The organism is Rhizobiaceae bacterium, from assembly GCA_023953845.1.
In the GTDB taxonomy this organism is placed as follows: domain Bacteria; phylum Pseudomonadota; class Alphaproteobacteria; order Rhizobiales; family Rhizobiaceae; genus Arvimicrobium.
In genome coordinates this window covers 3,360,871-3,378,160 of record JAMLJC010000001.1, presented here as the reverse complement: position 1 = coordinate 3,378,160, position 17,290 = coordinate 3,360,871, and the positions used below count along the sequence as shown (strand labels likewise).

Here is a 17,290-nt window from a genome sequence, read left to right as displayed (position 1 = left end):
GTGTTTTAAGGCAGGTTTGAAGGCGGTGCGGGAGGAAACTTCGTTTCGTCCGCTCCTGCCGATGAGAAAGTCTTTGTCCACCTCACGCGAATATGATGCGGCGAACGCGCGCAAAACCGGAGCAAGCTGCATAAAAGAATGATGCGCCTGTCGATCCTCTCCACCGTCGCGCTCCTGTTCGCCTGCACGTCCGGCGCGCTCGCCTCTTCCAGCGCATGGCACAAGGCAGAAGGCGTGCGCATGCGCATCGTCACCAAGGGAGCGCCGGACGCAAGCGGCCTGCTCAGGGGCGTGCTGCAGATCGACCTCAAGCGCGGCTGGAAGACCTATTGGCGCGACCCCGGAGGCTCCGGCGTGCCGCCCAGCATCGACGTGTCGGGCAGCAGCAACGTAGCCTTGGCCGAGCTCGCCTTTCCCGCGCCGATGCGGTTCGACGACGAGTCCGGGCCATGGAACGGCTACAAGCATTCCGTCGCTTTTCCCGTCAGCTTCCGGCTCGCCGAGCCGGCAGAGCCGGTGACGATCGGCGCGCTGGTTTTCATCGGCGCCTGCGAGACGATCTGCGTTCCGGTGCAGGCCGAGCTGACGCTTGACCCGACAAGCGACCCGAACAATCCCGACGATGCGATGATCGTGGACGATGCGTTCGCCATGCTGCCGCAGGATGCGCAGCCGAATTTCGGCGTCGCGGCCGTATCATCGGAAGCAGATGCGGTGCAGGTGACCGCGCGGTTCCCCGGCAAGGCGGACGGCGTGGAGCTGTTCGTCGCGGGCGTCGACGGCTATACGCTCGGCATGCCGGAAAGAACGGGCTCCGACGACGCGGCGACCTTCAGCGTTCCTGTCATCGACCGGCCGGCGCCCAGGCCGGACGGTAAGGGGCTGCCATACACGCTGGTGACGCAGGCCGGCGCGGTGCAAGGCTTCCTGCCCTATCCCTGAGTTCGTGCTCCGGCGGACGGCAATTCGCGTCACACGCATTCCTGCTCTTGCAGCGCGGCCCCAACATCTCTAACTCGGCCTGGAAACCACGAGAGACGAGGACGACATGACCATTGCTGCGGGCGAGAAACTGCCGGACGCGACTTTCAAGACGATCACGCCGGACGGCGCGAAGGACCTCACCACTGCCGACATCTTCGCCGGCAAGAAGGTGGTGATGTTCGGCGTGCCCGGCGCCTTCACGCCCACCTGCAGCAACAACCACCTGCCGGGCTACCTCGAGAACTACGACGCGCTGCTGGCGCGCGGCGTGGACACGATCGCCGTGCTCGCCACCAACGACCATCACGTGATGGCGGCATGGGCGCGCTTCACCGGCGGCGAGGACAAGCTGCTGTTCCTCGCGGACGGCAACGGGGATTTCGTCAGGAAGGCCGGGCTGGACACCGACCTTTCCGCGCATGGCATGGGCGTGCGCTCCAAACGCTTCTCGCTGATCGCCGAGGACGGCAAGGTGGCGGCCGTCAATGTCGAGGACAAGCCGGGCGTCGACGTATCCGGCGCGGCGCACATACTGACGCAGCTCTGATCGCCGGAAGCGGTTGGCCGGTCGCCGCTTCGCCTGACGGCGCGGCGGTTTCCGGTCGGGACATAGAGCATTTCCGCTTTTCTCCGAATCGCGGGATTGTTCTATCTGCTTGTTTTACGTGGCAGGGGGACATGTTCGACATCATCTGGAAATCCGTCGCCATCGGCGCCGGGGCCACCGCGCTTCTCGACATCTGGGCCATCGTGCTCAACAAGGTGTTCGGACAGGCGCGGCCGAACTGGGGCATGGTCGGCCGCTGGGTGGCGCATCTGCAGCGTGGCAAGGTCTTTCACGACAACATCGCCGACGCGGCTCCGGTCGCGGGCGAACGAGCCATCGGATGGATCTTCCACTACGCGGTCGGCGTCGTCTATGGCTGGATTCTCGTCGCCTGCACCGGCGCCGGCTGGCTGGCAAGCCCGACCTTCCTGCCGGCCTTCGTGCTGGGCATGGTGACGGTGCTCGCCGCATGGCTCCTGCTCCAGCCGGGAACGGGCGCCGGCTGGTTCGCGTCGCGCACGCCCAATCCCGTGAAGGTGCGGGCGCTGAACATCGTCGGCCACACCGTCTTCGCCATCGGGCTTTTCGGCACGGCCCTGCTGCTGCGCGGGCTCTAAAGCGTGTCGCCTTGAACCGGAATCAGGTGACACGCTTTAAGTTCTTGTTTTTCGCATGTCGTTGTCCCGAACCGGTTCCCACTTTCGGGCGACATGCTTTAATAGCTCTGCGAGGATCGGCGCGGCTTTTTTGACGCGGATGCGGGTTTGCCGGAGGCCGGTGTCCGGGGCTTTACCGTCGGCTGGGCTTCAGGCTTAGCACGCGCCGGCTTGAACGGCGCCATGCCCATGCGCGCCAGCTCGTCGGCGCGCTCGTTCTCGACATGGCCGTCATGGCCTTTCACCCAGTGCCAGTTGACCTTGTGGCGCTTGCGCGCCTCGTCCAGCGCCTGCCACAGCTCGGCATTCTTCACCGGCTGCTTCGACGCGGTCTTCCAGCCATTGCGCTTCCAGCCCTCGATCCAGCTGCCGATGCCGTCCTTGACGTAGTTGCTGTCGGTGTAGAGATCGACCTCGACCGGCTCCTTCAGCGCCGACAGCGCCTGGATCGCCGCCATCAGCTCCATGCGGTTGTTAGTGGTGTTCGCCTCGCCGCCGGACAATTCCTTGCTCGCGCCGTTGAAGCGCAGGATGGCGCCCCAGCCGCCCGGGCCGGGATTGCCCGAGCACGCGCCGTCGGTGAAGATATCCACGCGCTTCACGCGACGGCCCTCTCGCGCAGCCCGTATTCCGCGGACGACGTCACCTTCCGGTGGAAACGCATGCGACGGACATATTCGAGCGGGTCCTTCTTCACGACAAGGCTTCCGGCCGGCGTGTTGATCCAGTCGTAGAGGCGGGTCAGCATGAAGCGCATCGCCGCGCCATGCGACAGCACCGGCAGCGCCGCAGCCTCGACCGCCGAAAGCGGCCGCACCGAAGTGTAGCCGTCGAGCAATGCCATTCCCTTGGTCAGATTGAAGGAATGGTCCTTCTCAAAACACCAGGCGTTCAGGCAGATGGCCACATCATAGGCGAGAGTATCGGTGCAGGCGAAATAGAAGTCGATCAGGCCGGACAGTTCGCTGCCGAGAAAGAACACATTGTCGGGGAAGAGGTCGGCGTGGATGACGCCGCGGGGCAGGTCCGCCGGCCAATTCGCCTCGAGCAGCGCAAGATCGGCTTCCGCCTCGGCGACGAGGCCGGTCTCGACCTCGTCGGCACGGTCGCGCGCCTTCTCCCACAGCGGCCGCCAGCCGGACACAGAGAGCGCGTTGGCGCGATCGAGCGGGAAGTCCATGCCGGCGAGATGCATGCGCGCCAGCGCGACGCCGACCTCCCGGCAATGAGCGACGGTCGGCTTGCGCATCCACATGCCTTCCAGAAAGGTAACGATCGCCGCCGGACGCCCCGCCAGCTTGCCGATCACGGCGCCGTCGCGCCGCGCCACCGGCAGCGGACAGCTCACGCCCTTCTCGTTCAGATGCTGCATCAGGCCAAGGAAGAAGGGCAGATCGGCAGGATTCACCCGCTTCTCGTAGAGCGTCAGGATATAGGCACCGCTCGATGCATGAAGCAGGAAGTTGGAATTCTCCACCCCTTCGGCGATGCCCTTGTAGGAGAGCAGGTCGCCCACGTCATACTGCCGCAGGAAATCGCCGAGCTCGATCTCGCCTATGTCCGTGTAGACCGCCATCAGCGATTCCCGTTCACAAAAGCCATGTCGGCGGTGGTGAGTTCGACATCGCGCAGGACGCGCATGACCGGGAAATCCTCGGTCTCCGTGGCCGTCACGGCAAGCTCGACCGAGACGTCGAAGCGCTCGCGGAAGGCATCGATGATCTCGTCCACGATGATCTCCGGCGCGGACGCGCCGGCTGACAGGCCGAGCGTGCGGATGGTTGACACCTGCTCCCACGGAATGTCGGACGCCCGTTGCACGAGCAGCGACATCTTCGCGCCGGCCCTCTCCGCCACCTCGACCAGACGGCGCGAGTTGGACGAATTCGGCGCGCCGACGATGAGGAAAAGATCGGCGCCCGGCGCCGTCTCCTTCACCGCCTCCTGGCGGTTGGTGGTGGCGTAGCAGATGGATTCGGCAGCCGGCGCGTGCATGTCGGGAAAACGCTCCTCCAGCGCGCGGATGATGCCGGCCGTATCCTCGACCGACAGGGTCGTCTGCGTGACGAAGCCGAGGGGCGCATCGGCGGGCGGCGCGAAGGCCTGCGCTTCCGCCTCCGTCTCGACCAGAGTGACGGCGCCCTCGGGAAGCTGGCCCATCGTGCCGATCACCTCCGGATGGCCGGCATGGCCGATCAGAAGCACATGGCGGCCGAGGCGCTGATGGCGCATCGCCTGCTTGTGCACCTTGGAGACGAGCGGACAGGTCGCATCGAGATAGAAGAGGTGGCGCGCTTCCGCATCGGCCGGGACGGACTTCGGCACGCCATGGGCGGAGAAGACGACGGGCGACTGCCGGTGCTCGGCGGGAATCTCGTGCAGTTCCTCGATGAAGACCGCGCCGAGCTTCTGCAAACCCTCCACCACATAGCGATTGTGGACGATCTCGTGGCGCACATAGACCGGGGCGCCGTATTTCTTCAGCGCCAGAACGACGATCTGGATGGCGCGATCCACGCCCGCGCAGAAGCCGCGCGGCTGGCAGAGCCTGATCGTGAGGGGTGGTTTGGGGGTGAGTTGCAGCATGGAACCAGTGCGTGATGCATCGCCGACATGCGGGCGGCGACCCCGGATGTCAAGGAACTTGTAAGTTTGGGGCTACGCCGCCGCTACGACCAGATTGATCCCCGTCGCCTTCTGGAGGTGGCTGATCACGGCAAACAGGCTCGCGGCGGTCGGATTGCCGTTCGGTCCGAACATCCGCATGAGGCTTTTGGCCGGTCTGCCCACTTCCGCCGCCAGCTTTTCAAACCCGACCGTCGCGTTGATGTAATCGCGCAGCACACGCTTTCCAGTCTCGACATCACCGTCAAGCAGCAATTCGACGGCCTCGGTTAGCAATGCCGCTCGAAACGCGGGGTCTGCGGCGGCCCGTTCCTTGACCGTGGTCCTAAAATTCCGAGTCAGCGGCATCCCGTCATTCCCTTCGCAATTTGTAGTCTTTCCAGTTTGCCCTCGCCGTCTCTATATCCTGCTGTTGTCGTCGCTTGGTGCCGCCAGTCAGCAAGATCACGAGATCCCCTCCCTCCCGTGCCAGATAGATTCGATATCCCGGCCCCCAATCAATTCGCGATTCCAGGATTCCGCCGCCAATCGACTTAAGGCTTGCAAGGTTGCCAAGTTCGATCCTCAGGAGCGTGGAAGTCACTTTCGCAGCGGCTTGAGGATTCAAATCGGCGAACCAATCCGCAAACGGGCTCCTGCCTTCAACGGTTAGATATTCGACGATCCGCACATTATAAAGGTAACTTGTACGGCACCATATTTCAAGGCTTGGCGCTTCGTGCGCGACGCCATGCGAAGGAGCCGAACACGGCGACCAGCGCCGCCGCCAGCCCATACCAGGTCAGCGCATACTGAAGATGATTGTTGGGCAAGTCGATCAGGGTCACGCCGCCCTGCGGCAAGCCGCCCGGATTGGGGCTGGCATCCGCGTCGATGAAGAACGGCACGAGCAATGACGGATCGAGGCCGGCATTGGCCGCCATCGCGCCCATGTCCTTCCAGTAGAAGATGTTCTTTCCGAGGTCGTTGTCGGGAACCATGAAGGACGGCTTTCCCTCGAGCGGATTGCGGGCGAGACCGGTGACGGTGACAGGCCCGAGCACTTCGAGCGGCCTCTTGGCAGGGTCCTTCAGCTCATAGGGCACGAAACCGCGATTGACGAAGATGAAGCGGCCGTCCGCCAGCCGCAGCGGCGTATAGACATAGAAGCCGGTATCGCCCTTCCACGTCGCGAAAAAATACTGCTCCTTGTCGTGGAGGAACTCGCCCGTCACGCGCATCGCCTGATAGTCGACGTCGCGGCTCACGGAAAAAAGCTGCTCGACCTCGGCGAGGTCGAGAGGGGCAGAGGTGCGCCGCGCCTCGATGGTGGCCAGCAGGTCCTCTTTCCAGCCCAGCCGCTGGACTTGCCATGTGCCGAGGGCGATCAGCACGGCAAGGGCAGCGAGCGCCAGCGCATAGGCCGGCCAGCCGAGCGGCGTCTGCTCGCGCTCCGCCTCAGTTGCCATCTGGCTTGTCCAGGCGCCCCTCCGCCGCCTGGTTCGCATACTGAAGGGTGATCAGCACGCCCTTGGCCAGACGCAGCGGGACCAGACACAGAACCACCGCCAGCGGCAGCCAGAGCACGAAGTGCAGCCAGAGCGGCGGCTCGTAGCTGACCTCGAACCACAGGGCGAGCCCGACCACGACGAATCCCATGATGAGCATGACGAAGATCGCCGGGCCGTCGCCCGCATCCGCGAACTTGTAATCGAGGCCGCAGACGCCGCAGCGCTCCGACACGTTGAGGAAGCCCGAGAAGAGCCGGCCCTCGCCGCAGCGTGGACAGCGGCCCTTCAGCCCCGCCCCGATCGGGTCCACCGGAGGCCAATGCGCCCTGTCTTCCATCAAACCACTCCAAAGGAAAAGGCGGCCGCCAGACAGCAGCCGCCTCCCATTCTAGACGAGAATCGACTCAGTGACCCGCGGCGATTGTCGCACCCGCCGACGCCCACACATAGATGGCGGCGAAAAGGAACAGCCAGACGACGTCGACGAAGTGCCAGTACCAGGCCGCCGCCTCGAAGCCGAAATGCTGCTTCGGCGTGAAGTCGCCGGCCATGGCCCTGATCAGGCATACCAGCAGGAAGACGGTGCCGATGAAGACGTGGAAGCCGTGGAAGCCGGTCGCCATGAAGAAGGTCGCGCCGTAGATCGAGTCGTGGAAGGTGAACGGCGCGTGCATGTATTCGTAGACCTGCACGAAGGAGAAGAGCACGCCCAGCGCAACCGTCAGCGCGAGGCCCCAGACGAGGCCCTTGCGGTCGTTGTGCAGCAGCGCATGATGCGCCCAGGTGACCGTCGTGCCGGAGAGCAGCAGGATGATGGTGTTGTAGAGCGGCAGATGGAAGGGGTCGAGAACCTCGATGTCCTTCGGCGGCCAGACGCCGCCCGTATAGGCCGCCCGGGCGACCTGATGCACTTCGCCCGGAAACAGGCTGGCGTCGAAGAAGGCCCAGAACCAGGCTACGAAGAACATCACCTCGGAGGCGATGAACATGATCATGCCGTAGCGCAGGTGCAGCGACACGACGCGCGTGTGGTGACCCTCATGGCCTTCCTTGATCGTGTCAGACCACCAGCCGAACATGGTGTAGAGAACGATGAGCAGGCCGACGAGGAAGATCCACGGGCCGGCGATGTTGAAGCCGAACGGGTGGAACTCGTTGCCCTTGAGGTACTGCATGTAGGCAACGCCGCCGAGCGCGGTGACCAGGGCTCCGACGGAACCGATGAAGGGCCAGGGGCTCGGATCGATGATGTGGTAGTCGTGATGCTTGGCGTGTGCGTCTGCCATGTCAGCCCCCGGTATTCTCGGCCTTGGTTGCATCCCCTCCTTGCACGGCCGCGGGCGCGGCGGCAACGGGCTTTTCACCCTCGGTCGGGAAGAATGTGTAGGACAGTGTGATCGTGCCGACGTGCTTCAGTTCCGGAACGTCGACGATGTCCGGGTCGACGTAGAAGACGACGGGCATGTCCAGCGTCTCGCCGGGCTTCAGCGTCGTGTCGGTGAAGCAGAAGCATTCGACCTTGTTGAAATAGGCGCCGGCCAGTTCCGGCGTAACGTTGAACGTCGCCTTGCCGCTGGTCGGCGCGTCGAACAGGTTCTTCGCCTTGTAGGCGATCTGCGCCGTCTCGCCGATCCTGATCCTGATGTCGCGCTGCTCCGGCTGGAAGTCCCAGGGCAGCGCGCCCGACGTATTCGCGTCGAAGCGGACAGTGATCTCCTGATCGAGGATGCGATCGGAATACTGCTCCACCCTCTGGGTCGTGCCGCCATAGCCGGTGAGCTGGCAGAACATGGTGTAGAGGGGGACGGCGGCATAGGAAACGCCGATCATCCCGAAGAAGACGCCGACGCAGGTCATCGCGACCACGCGATTGGCGTTGCGGGTCTTCGGATCGGCGGCGTTGGCGGGCTGGCTCATGGCGGCTCACATCGCCCTGTCGAAGATGTGCGAGCCGAGCTTCACGATGCTCACGACATAGACCATGACGACGAAGACCGCGAGCGCCACAGCGATCGCGATGGAGCGGCTGCGCTGCGCCTTCTTCTGCGCGTCCGTCTGCTTGACCGTTTCGATATCCACGGCGATCACGCGACCCCCATGGAAAAGATCTTCCCGAACATCGAATCGGCCAGATAGGCGGCGAAGATGCCGAAGAGATAAAGAAGCGAATAGGCGAAAAGCACCTTCGCCGGACGCATGAGGCGATCGCCGTCCGGCATCAGCAACACCTTCCACGAGTACCAGACGAAACCGGCCCCGAGCGCGGCGGCGACGATGCCGTAGCCGGCGCTGGTGTAGCCCAGAAGCCAAGGCAGCACGCCGACGACCGCCACCACCAGCGCATAGGCGAAGATCTGCCGGCGCGTGGACGCCTCGCCCGCCACGTTGGGCATCATCGGAATGCCGGCGCGCTCGTAGTCGTCCGACTTGAAGAGCGCCAGCGCCCAAAAATGCGGCGGCGTCCACAGGAATATGATGGCGAAGAGGATGACGCTTTCCAGGCTGACGTCGCCCGTCACGGCAGCCCAGCCGATGACAGGCGGGAACGCGCCGGCGGCGCCGCCGATGACGATGTTCTGCGGCGTCCAGCGCTTCAGCCACATGGTGTAGACGACGGCGTAGAAGAAAATGGTGAAGGCGAGCAGCGCCGCCGACAGCCAGTTGACGAAGACGCCGAGCGTCATCACCGAAAGCGCCGACAGCACGAGCCCGAAGGCCAGCGCCTCGCGCGGCTGGACGCGGCCCGACGGAATGGGCCGGGTGCACGTACGCGTCATCACCGCGTCGATGCCGGCGTCGTACCACATGTTGAGCGCGCCGGAGGCGCCCGCGCCGACCGCGATGCAGCAGATGGCGACGACCGCGACAAACGGATTGACCGCGGCCGGCGCGGCCGCGAGACCGACGAAAGCGGTGAAGACGACGAGCGACATCACCCGCGGCTTCAGAAGCTGGATGAAGTCGCCGGCCGTCGCCTCCGAGAGGCGATAGCCTGCTTCCTCATACTGCTTGTCCTCGACAAGGGCCATGCGTCAGAAATCCGATCGTCCGTTTGGCCGGAGCCGCCGCCGGGCGGCAGCTCCTGTTTCTATGCCGCCGCCTACTTGATGCGCGGCAGCTGTTCCCACTGGTGATAGGGCGGCGGCGAAGGCAGCTGCCACTCCAGCGTCGTCGCACCCTCGCCCCACGGATTGGCACCCGCCACCCGCTTCTTCGAGAAGGCCTCGAAGATACCGTAGAGGAAGATGAAGACGGCGGCGAAGGACAGGTAGGACCCGTAGGACGAGACCAGGTTCCAGCCCGCATACGCATCCGGATAGTCGATGTAGCGGCGCGGCATGCCGGCCAGACCCAGGAAATGCTGCGGGAAGAAGATCAGGTTCACGCCGATGAAGGTGACCCAGAAGTGGGTGCGGGCGATCAGCGGCGAGTACATGTAGCCGAACATCTTCGGGAACCAGTAGTACCAGGCCGCGAAGATGGCGAAGACCGCGCCGAGCGACAGCACGTAGTGGAAGTGCGCCACCACGTAGTAGGTGTCGTGGAGCGAGCGGTCGAGGCCGGCATTGGCGAGTTGCACGCCCGTCACGCCGCCGACGGTGAACAGGAAGATGAAGCCGATCGCCCACAGCATCGGCGTGCGCATGGAGATCGATCCGCCCCACATGGTGGCGATCCACGAGAAGATCTTCACGCCCGTCGGCACCGCGATGACCATCGTCGCGAAGACGAAGTAGCGCTGCGCGTCGACCGAGATGCCTGACGTGTACATGTGATGCGCCCAGACGACGAAGCCGACGGCGCCGATCGCGACCATGGCGTAGGCCATGCCGAGATAGCCGAACACCGGCTTGCGCGAGAAGGTCGCGACGATGTGGCTGATGATGCCGAAGCCCGGCAGGATCAGGATGTACACTTCAGGATGACCGAAGAACCAGAAAAGGTGCTGGAACAGGATCGGGTCGCCGCCGAACTCGGGATTGAAGAAGGCGGTGCCGAAGTTGCGGTCGGTCAGCAGCATGGTGATGGCGCCCGCCAGAACCGGCAGCGACAAGAGCAGCAGGAAGGCGGTGATCAGCACCGACCAGGCGAAGAGCGGCATCTTGTGCAGCGTCATGCCCGGAGCGCGCATGTTGAAGATGGTGGTGATGAAGTTGATGGCGCCGAGGATCGACGAAGCGCCCGCAATGTGCAGCGCCAGGATGGCGAGGTCGACCGCCGGTCCGGGCGACTGCGTCGAAAGCGGCGGATAGAGCGTCCAGCCGCCGCCCACACCCCACGCGCCGGTCGGGCCGGGCATGAAAAGCGACAGCAGCAGGAGGAAGAAAGCCGGCGGCAGCAGCCAGAAGGAGATGTTGTTCATGCGCGGGAATGCCATGTCCGGTGCGCCGATCATGATCGGCACCATCCAGTTGGCGAAGCCGCCGATCAGCGCCGGCATGACCATGAAGAAGATCATGACCAGCGCATGCGCTGTCGTGAAGACGTTGAACATCTGCTTGCCGGCATCGAGCGCGGCGTCGCCCTCGACACCGTAGACCATCGACGCGAGGCCGTGGAAGATCTGGATGCCCGGCTCGGCCAGCTCCCAGCGCATCATCACGGAGAGGAAGCCGCCTATGATGCCCGCGCAGATGGCGAAGATCAGGTAGAGCGTCCCGATGTCCTTGTGGTTGGTCGAATAGACCCAGCGCACCCAGCCGGTGGGCTTGTGCTCGTGATGGTCGTGCCCGTGGTGTTCGTGCTCGTGAGCTGCAGCGCCTGCCATGTTCCGCTCCGTTGGCTATTCTGCGGTCTTCGGCAGCAGGCTGCCGGCATCCGCGAGTTTGCTTGTTCCTTCGACCGCGGCCATCAGCGCCTTGTTCGCGCCCGGCAGGTCGGCCTTCGCCGCGGCGAACCATGTGTCGTACTGCTGCTGGCTGACGACACGGATCGCGATCGGCATAAAAGCGTGGTCCTTGCCGCAGAGTTCGGAGCACTGGCCGTAGTAGAGGCCTTCCTTCTCCGCATTAAACCAGGTCTCGTTGATACGGCCCGGCACGGCGTCGACCTTCACGCCGAAGGCCGGCATGGCGAAGGCGTGCATGACATCGGCGGCGGTGACCAGAACGCGCACCTGCGTGTTGACCGGCACGACCAGCTCGTTGTCGACCGCCAGAAGACGCGGATAGACGGCGCGGTCCTCCTTGCCGAGACCGGCGCGGTCGGCGTCCGCGAGGATCGCCGAGTTGAAGGAAAGCGGCTCCTCGGTCTGGTATTCGTAGTCCCAGTTCCACTGGTTGCCGGTCGCCTTGACGGTGATCTTGGCTTCTTCCGGCGGATTGTACTGGGCGCTGAGGAGCTGGAAGGAGGGGAACGCGATGGCGAGCAGGATCAGCACCGGCCCGACGGTCCAGATGACCTCGATCAGCGAATTGTGGCTGGTGCGCGACGGCACAGGATTGGCGCTCGCGCGGAACTTGACGATGCAGTAGGCCAGCAGGACCAGAACGAGCAGCGTGATCGGGATGATGAACCAGAGGGTATAGACCTCGAACCACTCGATCTCGGCCATGATCTTCGTGGCCGGCTCCTGAAAGCGCCACTGCCAGGGATGGGGCTGGTCCGCGAGGGCTGCCGCAGTCTGCAGGAAAGTGGCGACGACCGCGCCGCCCGCAAGAAGTTTTCTCATCGCCCTCGTCGTCTCCCGTATGCTCTCCGGCTGGAGGTTTTGGGTACCCCAACGCCAATCCGGCGGAAGATGGAATCCCCGCCCTGAGGCGCGTTCAAACCATACTCTTTGATCTATCGCAAGGAAGGAGGCCCAGGCCCTGTGCGGCATTTTTGCGCGCGAGGCTCCAACCGGGCGAAATGGATGCGGGAACGCACGCCACAGTCCTGCTCCGAAGCCGGCGCAAAGCCGTCAAAGGCCGCACGGAGGCGACGGAAGTCGCAATTCCGGCAAATTTCGCGACGATGATCACGAAAAAATGCGACATTGGCTGTTTGGGCAGCACCCCCTCGCGTCTACTGCTAGTTTGCGGCACTGATTGCCGTGATTCGCTGAGGAACGACTTCACTGAGGACCTCGATGGGCTTGGGATTTTCGAAACGGTTTCTGGCGGCTGCCCTTGCCGCTTCCGCTCTGTTGCCCGCGCAGGCGGGAGCGCAGCAGACCGGCAAGGTGCGCTCCACCCATGGCGCGTGGTCGATCATCTGCGACACGCCGGCAGGCGCGACCGCCGAGCAATGCGCGATGATGCAGAACGTCGTCGCCGACGACCGGCCGGAGATCGGCCTTTCCGTCGTCGTGCTGCGCACCGCCGACAACAAGGCCGAGATTCTCCGCGTGCTGGCGCCACTCGGCGTGCTGCTGCCCAACGGCCTCGGGCTGAACGTCGACGGCAAGGATATCGGCCGCGCCTACTTCGTGCGCTGCTTCCAGGACGGCTGCTATGCCGAGGTGATCCTGGAAAAGCCGCTGATCGATACGCTCTCCACCGGCAAGGCGGCGACCTTCATCGTCTTCCAGACGCCGGAGGAAGGTATCGGCATCCCGGTCGACCTCAAGGGTTTTGGCGAGGGCTTTGCCGCCCTGCCGAAGTGATCCGCCTCGACGATAGCGATTCCGGGCAAATGTCCCCGCACTGACGCCGCTTAATTGCGCGCCGTCGGTCCACGCCCTACATGACGCGGGCAAATACCGACGAGGCTCCAGCATGACTCCCCTCATCCAGCAATTCGACATCTCCGAAAGCCGCCTGAAGCAGATCGTGGCCGACACGATCGCGGGCACGGATGACGGGGAGCTCTTTCTCGAATACAGCGAAGCGGAAGCGCTGATGTTCGACAATGGCCGGCTGAAGACGGCGAACTTCAACACCGATCAGGGCTTTGGCCTGCGCGCCGTTGCCGGCGAGGCGATCGGCTACGCCCATTCCAGCGAATTGTCGGAAGCAGCGCTCCTTCGCGCGGCCGATGCCGTCTCGGCGGTAAAGGGCGGCTATTCCGGCACGCTGGCAGACGCGCCGGCACGCACCAACACGCATCTCTACCGCGACGAGAACCCGATCGCTTCGCCCTCCTTCGAGGCCAAGGCGAAACTCTTGCAGGAGATCGACGCCTATGTGCGCAACAAGGATCCGCGCGTCAGGCAGGTGACGGCGTCGCTCGCCGCATCGTGGCAGCATGTCGAGATCCTGCGTGGCGACGGCCAGACGGTCAGCGACATCCGCCCGCTGGTGCGCATGAACGTCTCCGTGGTCGTCGGCGACGGCGACCGGCAGGAGACCGGCTCCTACGGCATGGGCGGACGCAAAAGCTTTGGCGAGTTCCTGACCGAGGAAAACTGGCACTTCGTCACCGACGAGGCGCTGCGGCAGGCGCTGGTCAACCTCGCGGCGATCCCCGCCCCCGCCGGCACCTTCGACATCGTGCTGTCCGCCGGCTGGCCGGGCATCATGCTGCACGAGGCGGTCGGCCACGGGCTGGAGGGCGACTTCAACCGCAAGAAGACATCGGCCTTCGCCGGCCTGCTCGGCTCGCAGGTCGCGGCGAAAGGCGTGACGGTGGTCGACGACGGCACCATTCCCGAGCGGCGCGGCTCGATCACCGTTGACGACGAAGGCACGCCCTCGGCCCGCAACGTGCTCATCGAGGACGGCAAGCTCGTCGGCTACATGCAGGACCGGCAGAACGCGCGCCTGATGGGCATGGCGGCCACGGGCAACGGGCGGCGCGAGGGCTATGCCCATCAGCCCATGCCGCGCATGACCAACACCTACATGACCGGTGGCGACATGACGCCGGAAGAGATCATCGCCTCGGTGGACAAGGGGATCTATGCCGTCTCCTTCGGCGGGGGGCAGGTGGACATCACCAGCGGAAAATTCGTGTTCGGCTGCACCGAGGCCTACATGATCGAGAACGGCAAGGTGACGCAGCCGATCAAGGGCGCCATGCTGATCGGCAACGGACCGGACGCCATGCACCGCGTCAGCATGATCGGTAACGACATGAAGCTCGATCCGGGCATCGGCACTTGCGGCAAGGCCGGCCAGGGCGTGCCGGTCGGCGTGGGCCAGCCGCATCTGAGAATGAACCAGATGACGGTCGGCGGGACGCGGGCGTGACGTTTCTCAGAAGGTGATCTTCACGGAATCCGCGCTGCGGCGGGCTTCGCCATGGTACACGGCTTCGATGTTGTTGCCGTCCGGATCGAGCAGGAACGCCGCATAATATCCCGGATGGTAGGGCCGCTCGCCCGGAGCGCCGTTGTCCTTGCCGCCTGCCGCGAGGCCGGCCTTGTGGAAGGCATCCACCGTCGCCGTGTCCTTCGCCTGGAACGCCAGATGGTGGCGGCCGGTCAGTTTCCCGAGGGCCGCTTCGCTGTCCGCGCTGGAAACGAAGAGTTCGTCCGCCCAGAAGTAGGTGTCGGCGCTGCCGCCGATCGGCACGCCGACAACCGCCAGCACGGCCTCATAAAAACGCCGGCTGGCCGCGAGATCGCGCACGACGAGCTGGAGGTGATCGATCAGCCGGCCGCGATGCAGTTCCTGGGTTTCCATCGGTCGCTCCACAGTCTTGTTTGCAACGGAAGCTATGCGGGCGACCGGCCAAGTCAATGGAACCGCAATTCTCTCCTGTCAGACCGATGACGCCTCACAGCCACGAAGCCGGCGTCTTCGGCAGGCGGTGGTCGGGATCGATGGCCTCCAGCCGGGGCGCGCCCTCCCCGTTCCAGCGCCATAGCGCGGCGCAGGTGCCGCCCGGCGACATCCAGGACGGGTAGATGACGCCATGCCAGCCATCCGCCAGCAGCCGCTCGCGCAACTCGTAGGTCGGCGGTACGAGCCCGCGGTCGACCATGTCGCGCCATTCGCATCGATGGATGTCGGACGACGCGCCGAAACGCGCAAGACTGTCGTCCTCCGTGAGGTCGGCAAGCCGCGCACCGGTCAGTTCGAGCTGCGCGATCAGCGCCGGATGCTGGACGAAGGACTGGTTGTATTCGGCCCAGGCGGTGGACAGCTCGAAGGCCGCATAGATGGTCGGCGCGCCGACCGGGTTCCAGCGGCCGCCGAACCGCGCCGCGCCCTCCCCCGACAGCGGCATATGGGCCCAGCGGGGCACGAAAGCCCGCCACAGCGTGTGGCGCGCGGCTCCGTCAGGCATAGACGCCGGAGCGCACGGCCTCCAGATAGGCGAGCACCTTGTCGGCCTTGCCCTCCTGCACGAGATCGTAGGCGGTCTTGCCCGCCCAGCCCGGCAGCGGCTGATGCTTGAACCAGATGGCGGCGCGCTCGTCGCCGCCGGCCATCTCGCCGGCCATGGCGAGGATGCGCACGACCGGACTCAGCGCGGCATCGACCTTGCGCGCGCCGGCCTTGGCCGCCAACGTGTTGCGGGCGACGCCGATGAGAGCCGCCAGCTCGCCCAGCGTGACGCCAAGCAGTTCCGCCACCCGACGGGCGGACAGGAACGGCGCCTTGCCGTCGCCGAAGCGCGAGGCGGGGATGTCGAAAGCCAGAGCCATGATAAACTCCTTACACAGATTGATCATGTGGCGTCAATCTATGCGCAATCCGGGGTCAATTCAAGGATGAATGGCTCAGGTGAACGCTTGCACGTCGCGACACGAGACGCATAGGACATTCTTGCAAACGGAGACATCACCTTGTTGAAGCTCGACCATCTGACCGTTATCGCTCCCACGCTGGCGGAGGGCGTTGGGCATGTTCGCGAAAGCCTCGGCCTCGACGTCCCTTTCGGCACGTGTCATGACTACATGGGCACCCACAATCACCGGCTGCAACTCGGCGACAACACCTACCTCGAGATCGTGGCGCTTGATCCGGAGGGCAAGAACCCCAGCCGGTCGCGATGGTTCGGTCTTGATGACGTCAGGAAGATTCGGGCGGACTGGGAGAGCGGCCGCCGTTTGAGAGGCTGGGTTGCGAACACCGAGGTGATCGATGCGGTTCTTTCGCAGCATGCTGCGGTCTTCGGCTCGAAGGTGTCTTTGCCGCCCTCAAACCCGGATTTCGCCTTCATCATACCGGACGACGGCTCGCTGCCGCTGGATGGCGCGGCACCTTCGATCATCGATCACCGGGGCGATTCGAGCTATATCGCCTCGCTTCCCGATCTCGGCGCGCGGCTTCGCTCGTTCACGCTCGAACACCCGAACCCGGCGGCAATCGACAGTTTCTATCGGGAGCTGAAGATAGACCGTCCCCCGACAGTCATCCGAGGTCAGGCGGTTCGCTACCGAGCGCTCATCGACACCCCATCCGGTTTGCGCGAGCTTGCATGATCGAGGCTATTCACTCGCCGCCTCGAACACCGCCAGTTGGGCGTCGAAGGCGCGCTTGAAGGCGGGGCGTGCTTGGCCACGGGCGACATAGGCGGCAAGGTTCGGGTATTCCTCCAGAATGCCGGACCCGTGCAGCCGGCGCAGCACCGTCACCATCATGAGATCGCCCGCGCTGAACGCGCCGTCGAGCCAGTCGGCATCGCCGAGGCGGGCGGATAGGCCGTCGAGCCGTTTCCGGATACTGCCTTCGAGCCCCCGCAGGCGCTGCTCGTGCCACGGTTCGTCGCGTTCCAGGATCATGGCCAGCGTGCGCTCGAAAATCGGCGGCTCGACGGTGTCGAGCGCGGCAAACATCCACATGATGGCGCGCGACCGGGCATTCGCATCCTCCGGCAGCAGGCCGCCATGGCGCTGCGCGATGTGGAGAACGATCGCTCCCGATTCGAAGAGAACGAGATCGCCTTCCTCATAGCTGGGAATCTGTCCGAAGGGCTGCACCGCGCGGTGCGCCGGTTCCTTCATGGCCTCGAACGAAACAAGGCGGACGTCATAAGGCTGGCCGACTTCCTCAAGCGCCCAACGGACGCGCATATCGCGCGCCAGTCCCCGCCCGCGATCGGGCGAGCGTTCAAAGGCGGTGATGGTGGGCGTCATCGAAATCCTCCGGTTCCTGCGTATCGCACCGAGGACGAGC

23 protein-coding genes are annotated in these 17,290 nt (G+C 64.6%); 6 read left to right on the top strand and 17 right to left on the bottom strand.

Annotated features, from left to right (window positions below; genetic code table 11):
* The first annotated feature begins 138 nt into the window (after nucleotides 1–138).
* From M9955_16560 to M9955_16550, 3 genes are all read left to right on the top strand, one after another.
* Nucleotides 139–942, top strand: coding sequence for a hypothetical protein (locus M9955_16560; GenBank protein MCO5083257.1), 804 nt, complete (start codon nucleotides 139–141; stop codon nucleotides 940–942).
* 106 nt (nucleotides 943–1,048) lie between these two features.
* Nucleotides 1,049–1,531 carry a peroxiredoxin gene (locus M9955_16555; protein MCO5083256.1) on the top strand — a complete coding sequence of 161 codons (483 nt, stop codon included), beginning with the start codon at nucleotides 1,049–1,051 and terminating at the stop codon, nucleotides 1,529–1,531.
* 131 nt (nucleotides 1,532–1,662) lie between these two features.
* Nucleotides 1,663–2,148, top strand: coding sequence for a DUF2938 domain-containing protein (locus M9955_16550; protein ID MCO5083255.1), 486 nt, complete (start codon nucleotides 1,663–1,665; stop codon nucleotides 2,146–2,148).
* Nucleotides 2,149–2,246: 98 nt separating this feature from the next.
* Here M9955_16550 and rnhA read toward each other — a convergent pair whose 3' ends face one another.
* The 13 genes from rnhA to coxB all read right to left on the bottom strand — a co-directional run bounded on the left by rnhA (nucleotide 2,247) and on the right by coxB (nucleotide 11,973).
* Nucleotides 2,247–2,789, bottom strand: a complete 543-nt coding sequence (gene rnhA, locus M9955_16545) for a ribonuclease HI (protein ID MCO5083254.1) — start codon at nucleotides 2,787–2,789, stop codon at nucleotides 2,247–2,249.
* Nucleotides 2,786–3,763 (bottom strand): homoserine kinase, encoded by a 978-nt coding sequence (locus tag M9955_16540; GenBank protein MCO5083253.1) that lies wholly within the window; start codon nucleotides 3,761–3,763, stop codon nucleotides 2,786–2,788. Before M9955_16540 ends, rnhA begins: the two co-directional genes overlap by 4 nt.
* A complete protein-coding gene (gene ispH / locus M9955_16535; protein MCO5083252.1) occupies nucleotides 3,763–4,773 on the bottom strand; it encodes a 4-hydroxy-3-methylbut-2-enyl diphosphate reductase in 1,011 nt (336 codons plus the stop codon). The genes M9955_16540 and ispH overlap by 1 nt, the downstream gene beginning before the upstream one ends.
* Before the next feature lie 72 nt (nucleotides 4,774–4,845).
* A complete protein-coding gene (locus M9955_16530) occupies nucleotides 4,846–5,160 on the bottom strand; it encodes a transcriptional regulator (protein MCO5083251.1) in 315 nt (104 codons plus the stop codon).
* Nucleotides 5,161–5,164: 4 nt separating this feature from the next.
* Nucleotides 5,165–5,587, bottom strand: coding sequence for a type II toxin-antitoxin system RelE/ParE family toxin (locus M9955_16525; protein MCO5083250.1), 423 nt, complete (start codon nucleotides 5,585–5,587; stop codon nucleotides 5,165–5,167).
* A complete protein-coding gene (locus tag M9955_16520; GenBank protein ID MCO5083249.1) occupies nucleotides 5,514–6,260 on the bottom strand; it encodes an SURF1 family protein in 747 nt (248 codons plus the stop codon). The genes M9955_16525 and M9955_16520 overlap by 74 nt, the downstream gene beginning before the upstream one ends.
* A complete protein-coding gene (locus tag M9955_16515; protein MCO5083248.1) occupies nucleotides 6,250–6,642 on the bottom strand; it encodes a DUF983 domain-containing protein in 393 nt (130 codons plus the stop codon). Before M9955_16515 ends, M9955_16520 begins: the two co-directional genes overlap by 11 nt.
* A gap of 64 nt (nucleotides 6,643–6,706) precedes the next feature.
* The gene (locus tag M9955_16510) at nucleotides 6,707–7,588 is read right to left on the bottom strand and encodes a cytochrome c oxidase subunit 3 (protein MCO5083247.1); all 882 of its coding nucleotides are present in this window, start codon (nucleotides 7,586–7,588) and stop codon (nucleotides 6,707–6,709) included.
* Between the two features lies 1 nt (nucleotide 7,589).
* On the bottom strand, nucleotides 7,590–8,219 hold the full coding sequence (locus M9955_16505; protein MCO5083246.1) for a cytochrome c oxidase assembly protein: 630 nt from the start codon (nucleotides 8,217–8,219) through the stop codon (nucleotides 7,590–7,592).
* Nucleotides 8,220–8,225: 6 nt separating this feature from the next.
* Nucleotides 8,226–8,390 carry a hypothetical protein gene (locus tag M9955_16500; GenBank protein ID MCO5083245.1) on the bottom strand — a complete coding sequence of 55 codons (165 nt, stop codon included), beginning with the start codon at nucleotides 8,388–8,390 and terminating at the stop codon, nucleotides 8,226–8,228.
* Nucleotides 8,387–9,331, bottom strand: a complete 945-nt coding sequence (locus M9955_16495; GenBank protein MCO5083244.1) for a heme o synthase — start codon at nucleotides 9,329–9,331, stop codon at nucleotides 8,387–8,389. The genes M9955_16500 and M9955_16495 overlap by 4 nt, the downstream gene beginning before the upstream one ends.
* A 71-nt stretch (nucleotides 9,332–9,402) precedes the next feature.
* Nucleotides 9,403–11,070: a cytochrome c oxidase subunit I gene (gene ctaD / locus M9955_16490; GenBank protein ID MCO5083243.1), complete on the bottom strand. Its 1,668-nt coding sequence runs from the start codon at nucleotides 11,068–11,070 to the stop codon at nucleotides 9,403–9,405.
* Between the two features lie 15 nt (nucleotides 11,071–11,085).
* Nucleotides 11,086–11,973: a cytochrome c oxidase subunit II gene (gene coxB, locus M9955_16485; GenBank protein ID MCO5083242.1), complete on the bottom strand. Its 888-nt coding sequence runs from the start codon at nucleotides 11,971–11,973 to the stop codon at nucleotides 11,086–11,088.
* Between the two features lie 399 nt (nucleotides 11,974–12,372).
* On the opposite strand from coxB, the gene M9955_16480 reads away from it, so the two are divergent.
* Entirely contained in the window at nucleotides 12,373–12,888 is a 516-nt protein-coding gene (locus M9955_16480) for an invasion associated locus B family protein (GenBank protein ID MCO5083241.1), read from the top strand.
* Nucleotides 12,889–13,000: 112 nt separating this feature from the next.
* Nucleotides 13,001–14,413: a metalloprotease TldD gene (tldD, locus tag M9955_16475; protein MCO5083240.1), complete on the top strand. Its 1,413-nt coding sequence runs from the start codon at nucleotides 13,001–13,003 to the stop codon at nucleotides 14,411–14,413.
* A gap of 6 nt (nucleotides 14,414–14,419) precedes the next feature.
* On the opposite strand, the gene M9955_16470 is transcribed toward tldD, so the two are convergent.
* The 3 genes from M9955_16470 to M9955_16460 form a co-directional block, all read right to left on the bottom strand.
* Nucleotides 14,420–14,848 (bottom strand): VOC family protein, encoded by a 429-nt coding sequence (locus tag M9955_16470; GenBank protein MCO5083239.1) that lies wholly within the window; start codon nucleotides 14,846–14,848, stop codon nucleotides 14,420–14,422.
* A gap of 94 nt (nucleotides 14,849–14,942) precedes the next feature.
* Nucleotides 14,943–15,455: an RES domain-containing protein gene (locus M9955_16465; protein ID MCO5083238.1), complete on the bottom strand. Its 513-nt coding sequence runs from the start codon at nucleotides 15,453–15,455 to the stop codon at nucleotides 14,943–14,945.
* Nucleotides 15,448–15,819, bottom strand: a complete 372-nt coding sequence (locus M9955_16460) for an MbcA/ParS/Xre antitoxin family protein (protein ID MCO5083237.1) — start codon at nucleotides 15,817–15,819, stop codon at nucleotides 15,448–15,450. The genes M9955_16465 and M9955_16460 overlap by 8 nt, the downstream gene beginning before the upstream one ends.
* A 138-nt stretch (nucleotides 15,820–15,957) precedes the next feature.
* Between M9955_16460 and M9955_16455 the strand changes: the two genes are divergently transcribed.
* Nucleotides 15,958–16,596 carry a VOC family protein gene (locus tag M9955_16455; protein ID MCO5083236.1) on the top strand — a complete coding sequence of 213 codons (639 nt, stop codon included), beginning with the start codon at nucleotides 15,958–15,960 and terminating at the stop codon, nucleotides 16,594–16,596.
* 6 nt (nucleotides 16,597–16,602) lie between these two features.
* Here M9955_16455 and M9955_16450 read toward each other — a convergent pair whose 3' ends face one another.
* On the bottom strand, nucleotides 16,603–17,250 hold the full coding sequence (locus tag M9955_16450; protein ID MCO5083235.1) for a glutathione S-transferase family protein: 648 nt from the start codon (nucleotides 17,248–17,250) through the stop codon (nucleotides 16,603–16,605).
* Nucleotides 17,251–17,290 lie beyond the last annotated feature (40 nt).

Excerpts from the sequence above, each read along its gene's own strand:
- M9955_16560 (MCO5083257.1), top strand. The coding sequence starts at position 139 with ATGATGCGCCTGTCGATCCTCTCCACCGTCGCGCTCCTGTTCGCCTGC.
- M9955_16555 (MCO5083256.1), top strand. The coding sequence starts at position 1,049 with ATGACCATTGCTGCGGGCGAGAAACTGCCGGACGCGACTTTCAAGACG.
- M9955_16550 (MCO5083255.1), top strand. The coding sequence starts at position 1,663 with ATGTTCGACATCATCTGGAAATCCGTCGCCATCGGCGCCGGGGCCACC.
- M9955_16540 (MCO5083253.1), bottom strand. The coding sequence starts at position 3,763 with ATGGCGGTCTACACGGACATAGGCGAGATCGAGCTCGGCGATTTCCTG.
- ispH (MCO5083252.1), bottom strand. The coding sequence starts at position 4,773 with ATGCTGCAACTCACCCCCAAACCACCCCTCACGATCAGGCTCTGCCAG.
- M9955_16530 (MCO5083251.1), bottom strand. The coding sequence starts at position 5,160 with ATGCCGCTGACTCGGAATTTTAGGACCACGGTCAAGGAACGGGCCGCC.
- M9955_16525 (MCO5083250.1), bottom strand. The coding sequence starts at position 5,587 with ATGGGCTGGCGGCGGCGCTGGTCGCCGTGTTCGGCTCCTTCGCATGGC.
- M9955_16520 (MCO5083249.1), bottom strand. The coding sequence starts at position 6,260 with ATGGCAACTGAGGCGGAGCGCGAGCAGACGCCGCTCGGCTGGCCGGCC.
- M9955_16510 (MCO5083247.1), bottom strand. The coding sequence starts at position 7,588 with ATGGCAGACGCACACGCCAAGCATCACGACTACCACATCATCGATCCG.
- M9955_16505 (MCO5083246.1), bottom strand. The coding sequence starts at position 8,219 with ATGAGCCAGCCCGCCAACGCCGCCGATCCGAAGACCCGCAACGCCAAT.
- M9955_16495 (MCO5083244.1), bottom strand. The coding sequence starts at position 9,331 with ATGGCCCTTGTCGAGGACAAGCAGTATGAGGAAGCAGGCTATCGCCTC.
- ctaD (MCO5083243.1), bottom strand. The coding sequence starts at position 11,070 with ATGGCAGGCGCTGCAGCTCACGAGCACGAACACCACGGGCACGACCAT.
- coxB (MCO5083242.1), bottom strand. The coding sequence starts at position 11,973 with ATGAGAAAACTTCTTGCGGGCGGCGCGGTCGTCGCCACTTTCCTGCAG.
- M9955_16480 (MCO5083241.1), top strand. The coding sequence starts at position 12,373 with ATGGGCTTGGGATTTTCGAAACGGTTTCTGGCGGCTGCCCTTGCCGCT.
- tldD (MCO5083240.1), top strand. The coding sequence starts at position 13,001 with ATGACTCCCCTCATCCAGCAATTCGACATCTCCGAAAGCCGCCTGAAG.
- M9955_16470 (MCO5083239.1), bottom strand. The coding sequence starts at position 14,848 with ATGGAAACCCAGGAACTGCATCGCGGCCGGCTGATCGATCACCTCCAG.
- M9955_16465 (MCO5083238.1), bottom strand. The coding sequence starts at position 15,455 with ATGCCTGACGGAGCCGCGCGCCACACGCTGTGGCGGGCTTTCGTGCCC.
- M9955_16450 (MCO5083235.1), bottom strand. The coding sequence starts at position 17,250 with ATGACGCCCACCATCACCGCCTTTGAACGCTCGCCCGATCGCGGGCGG.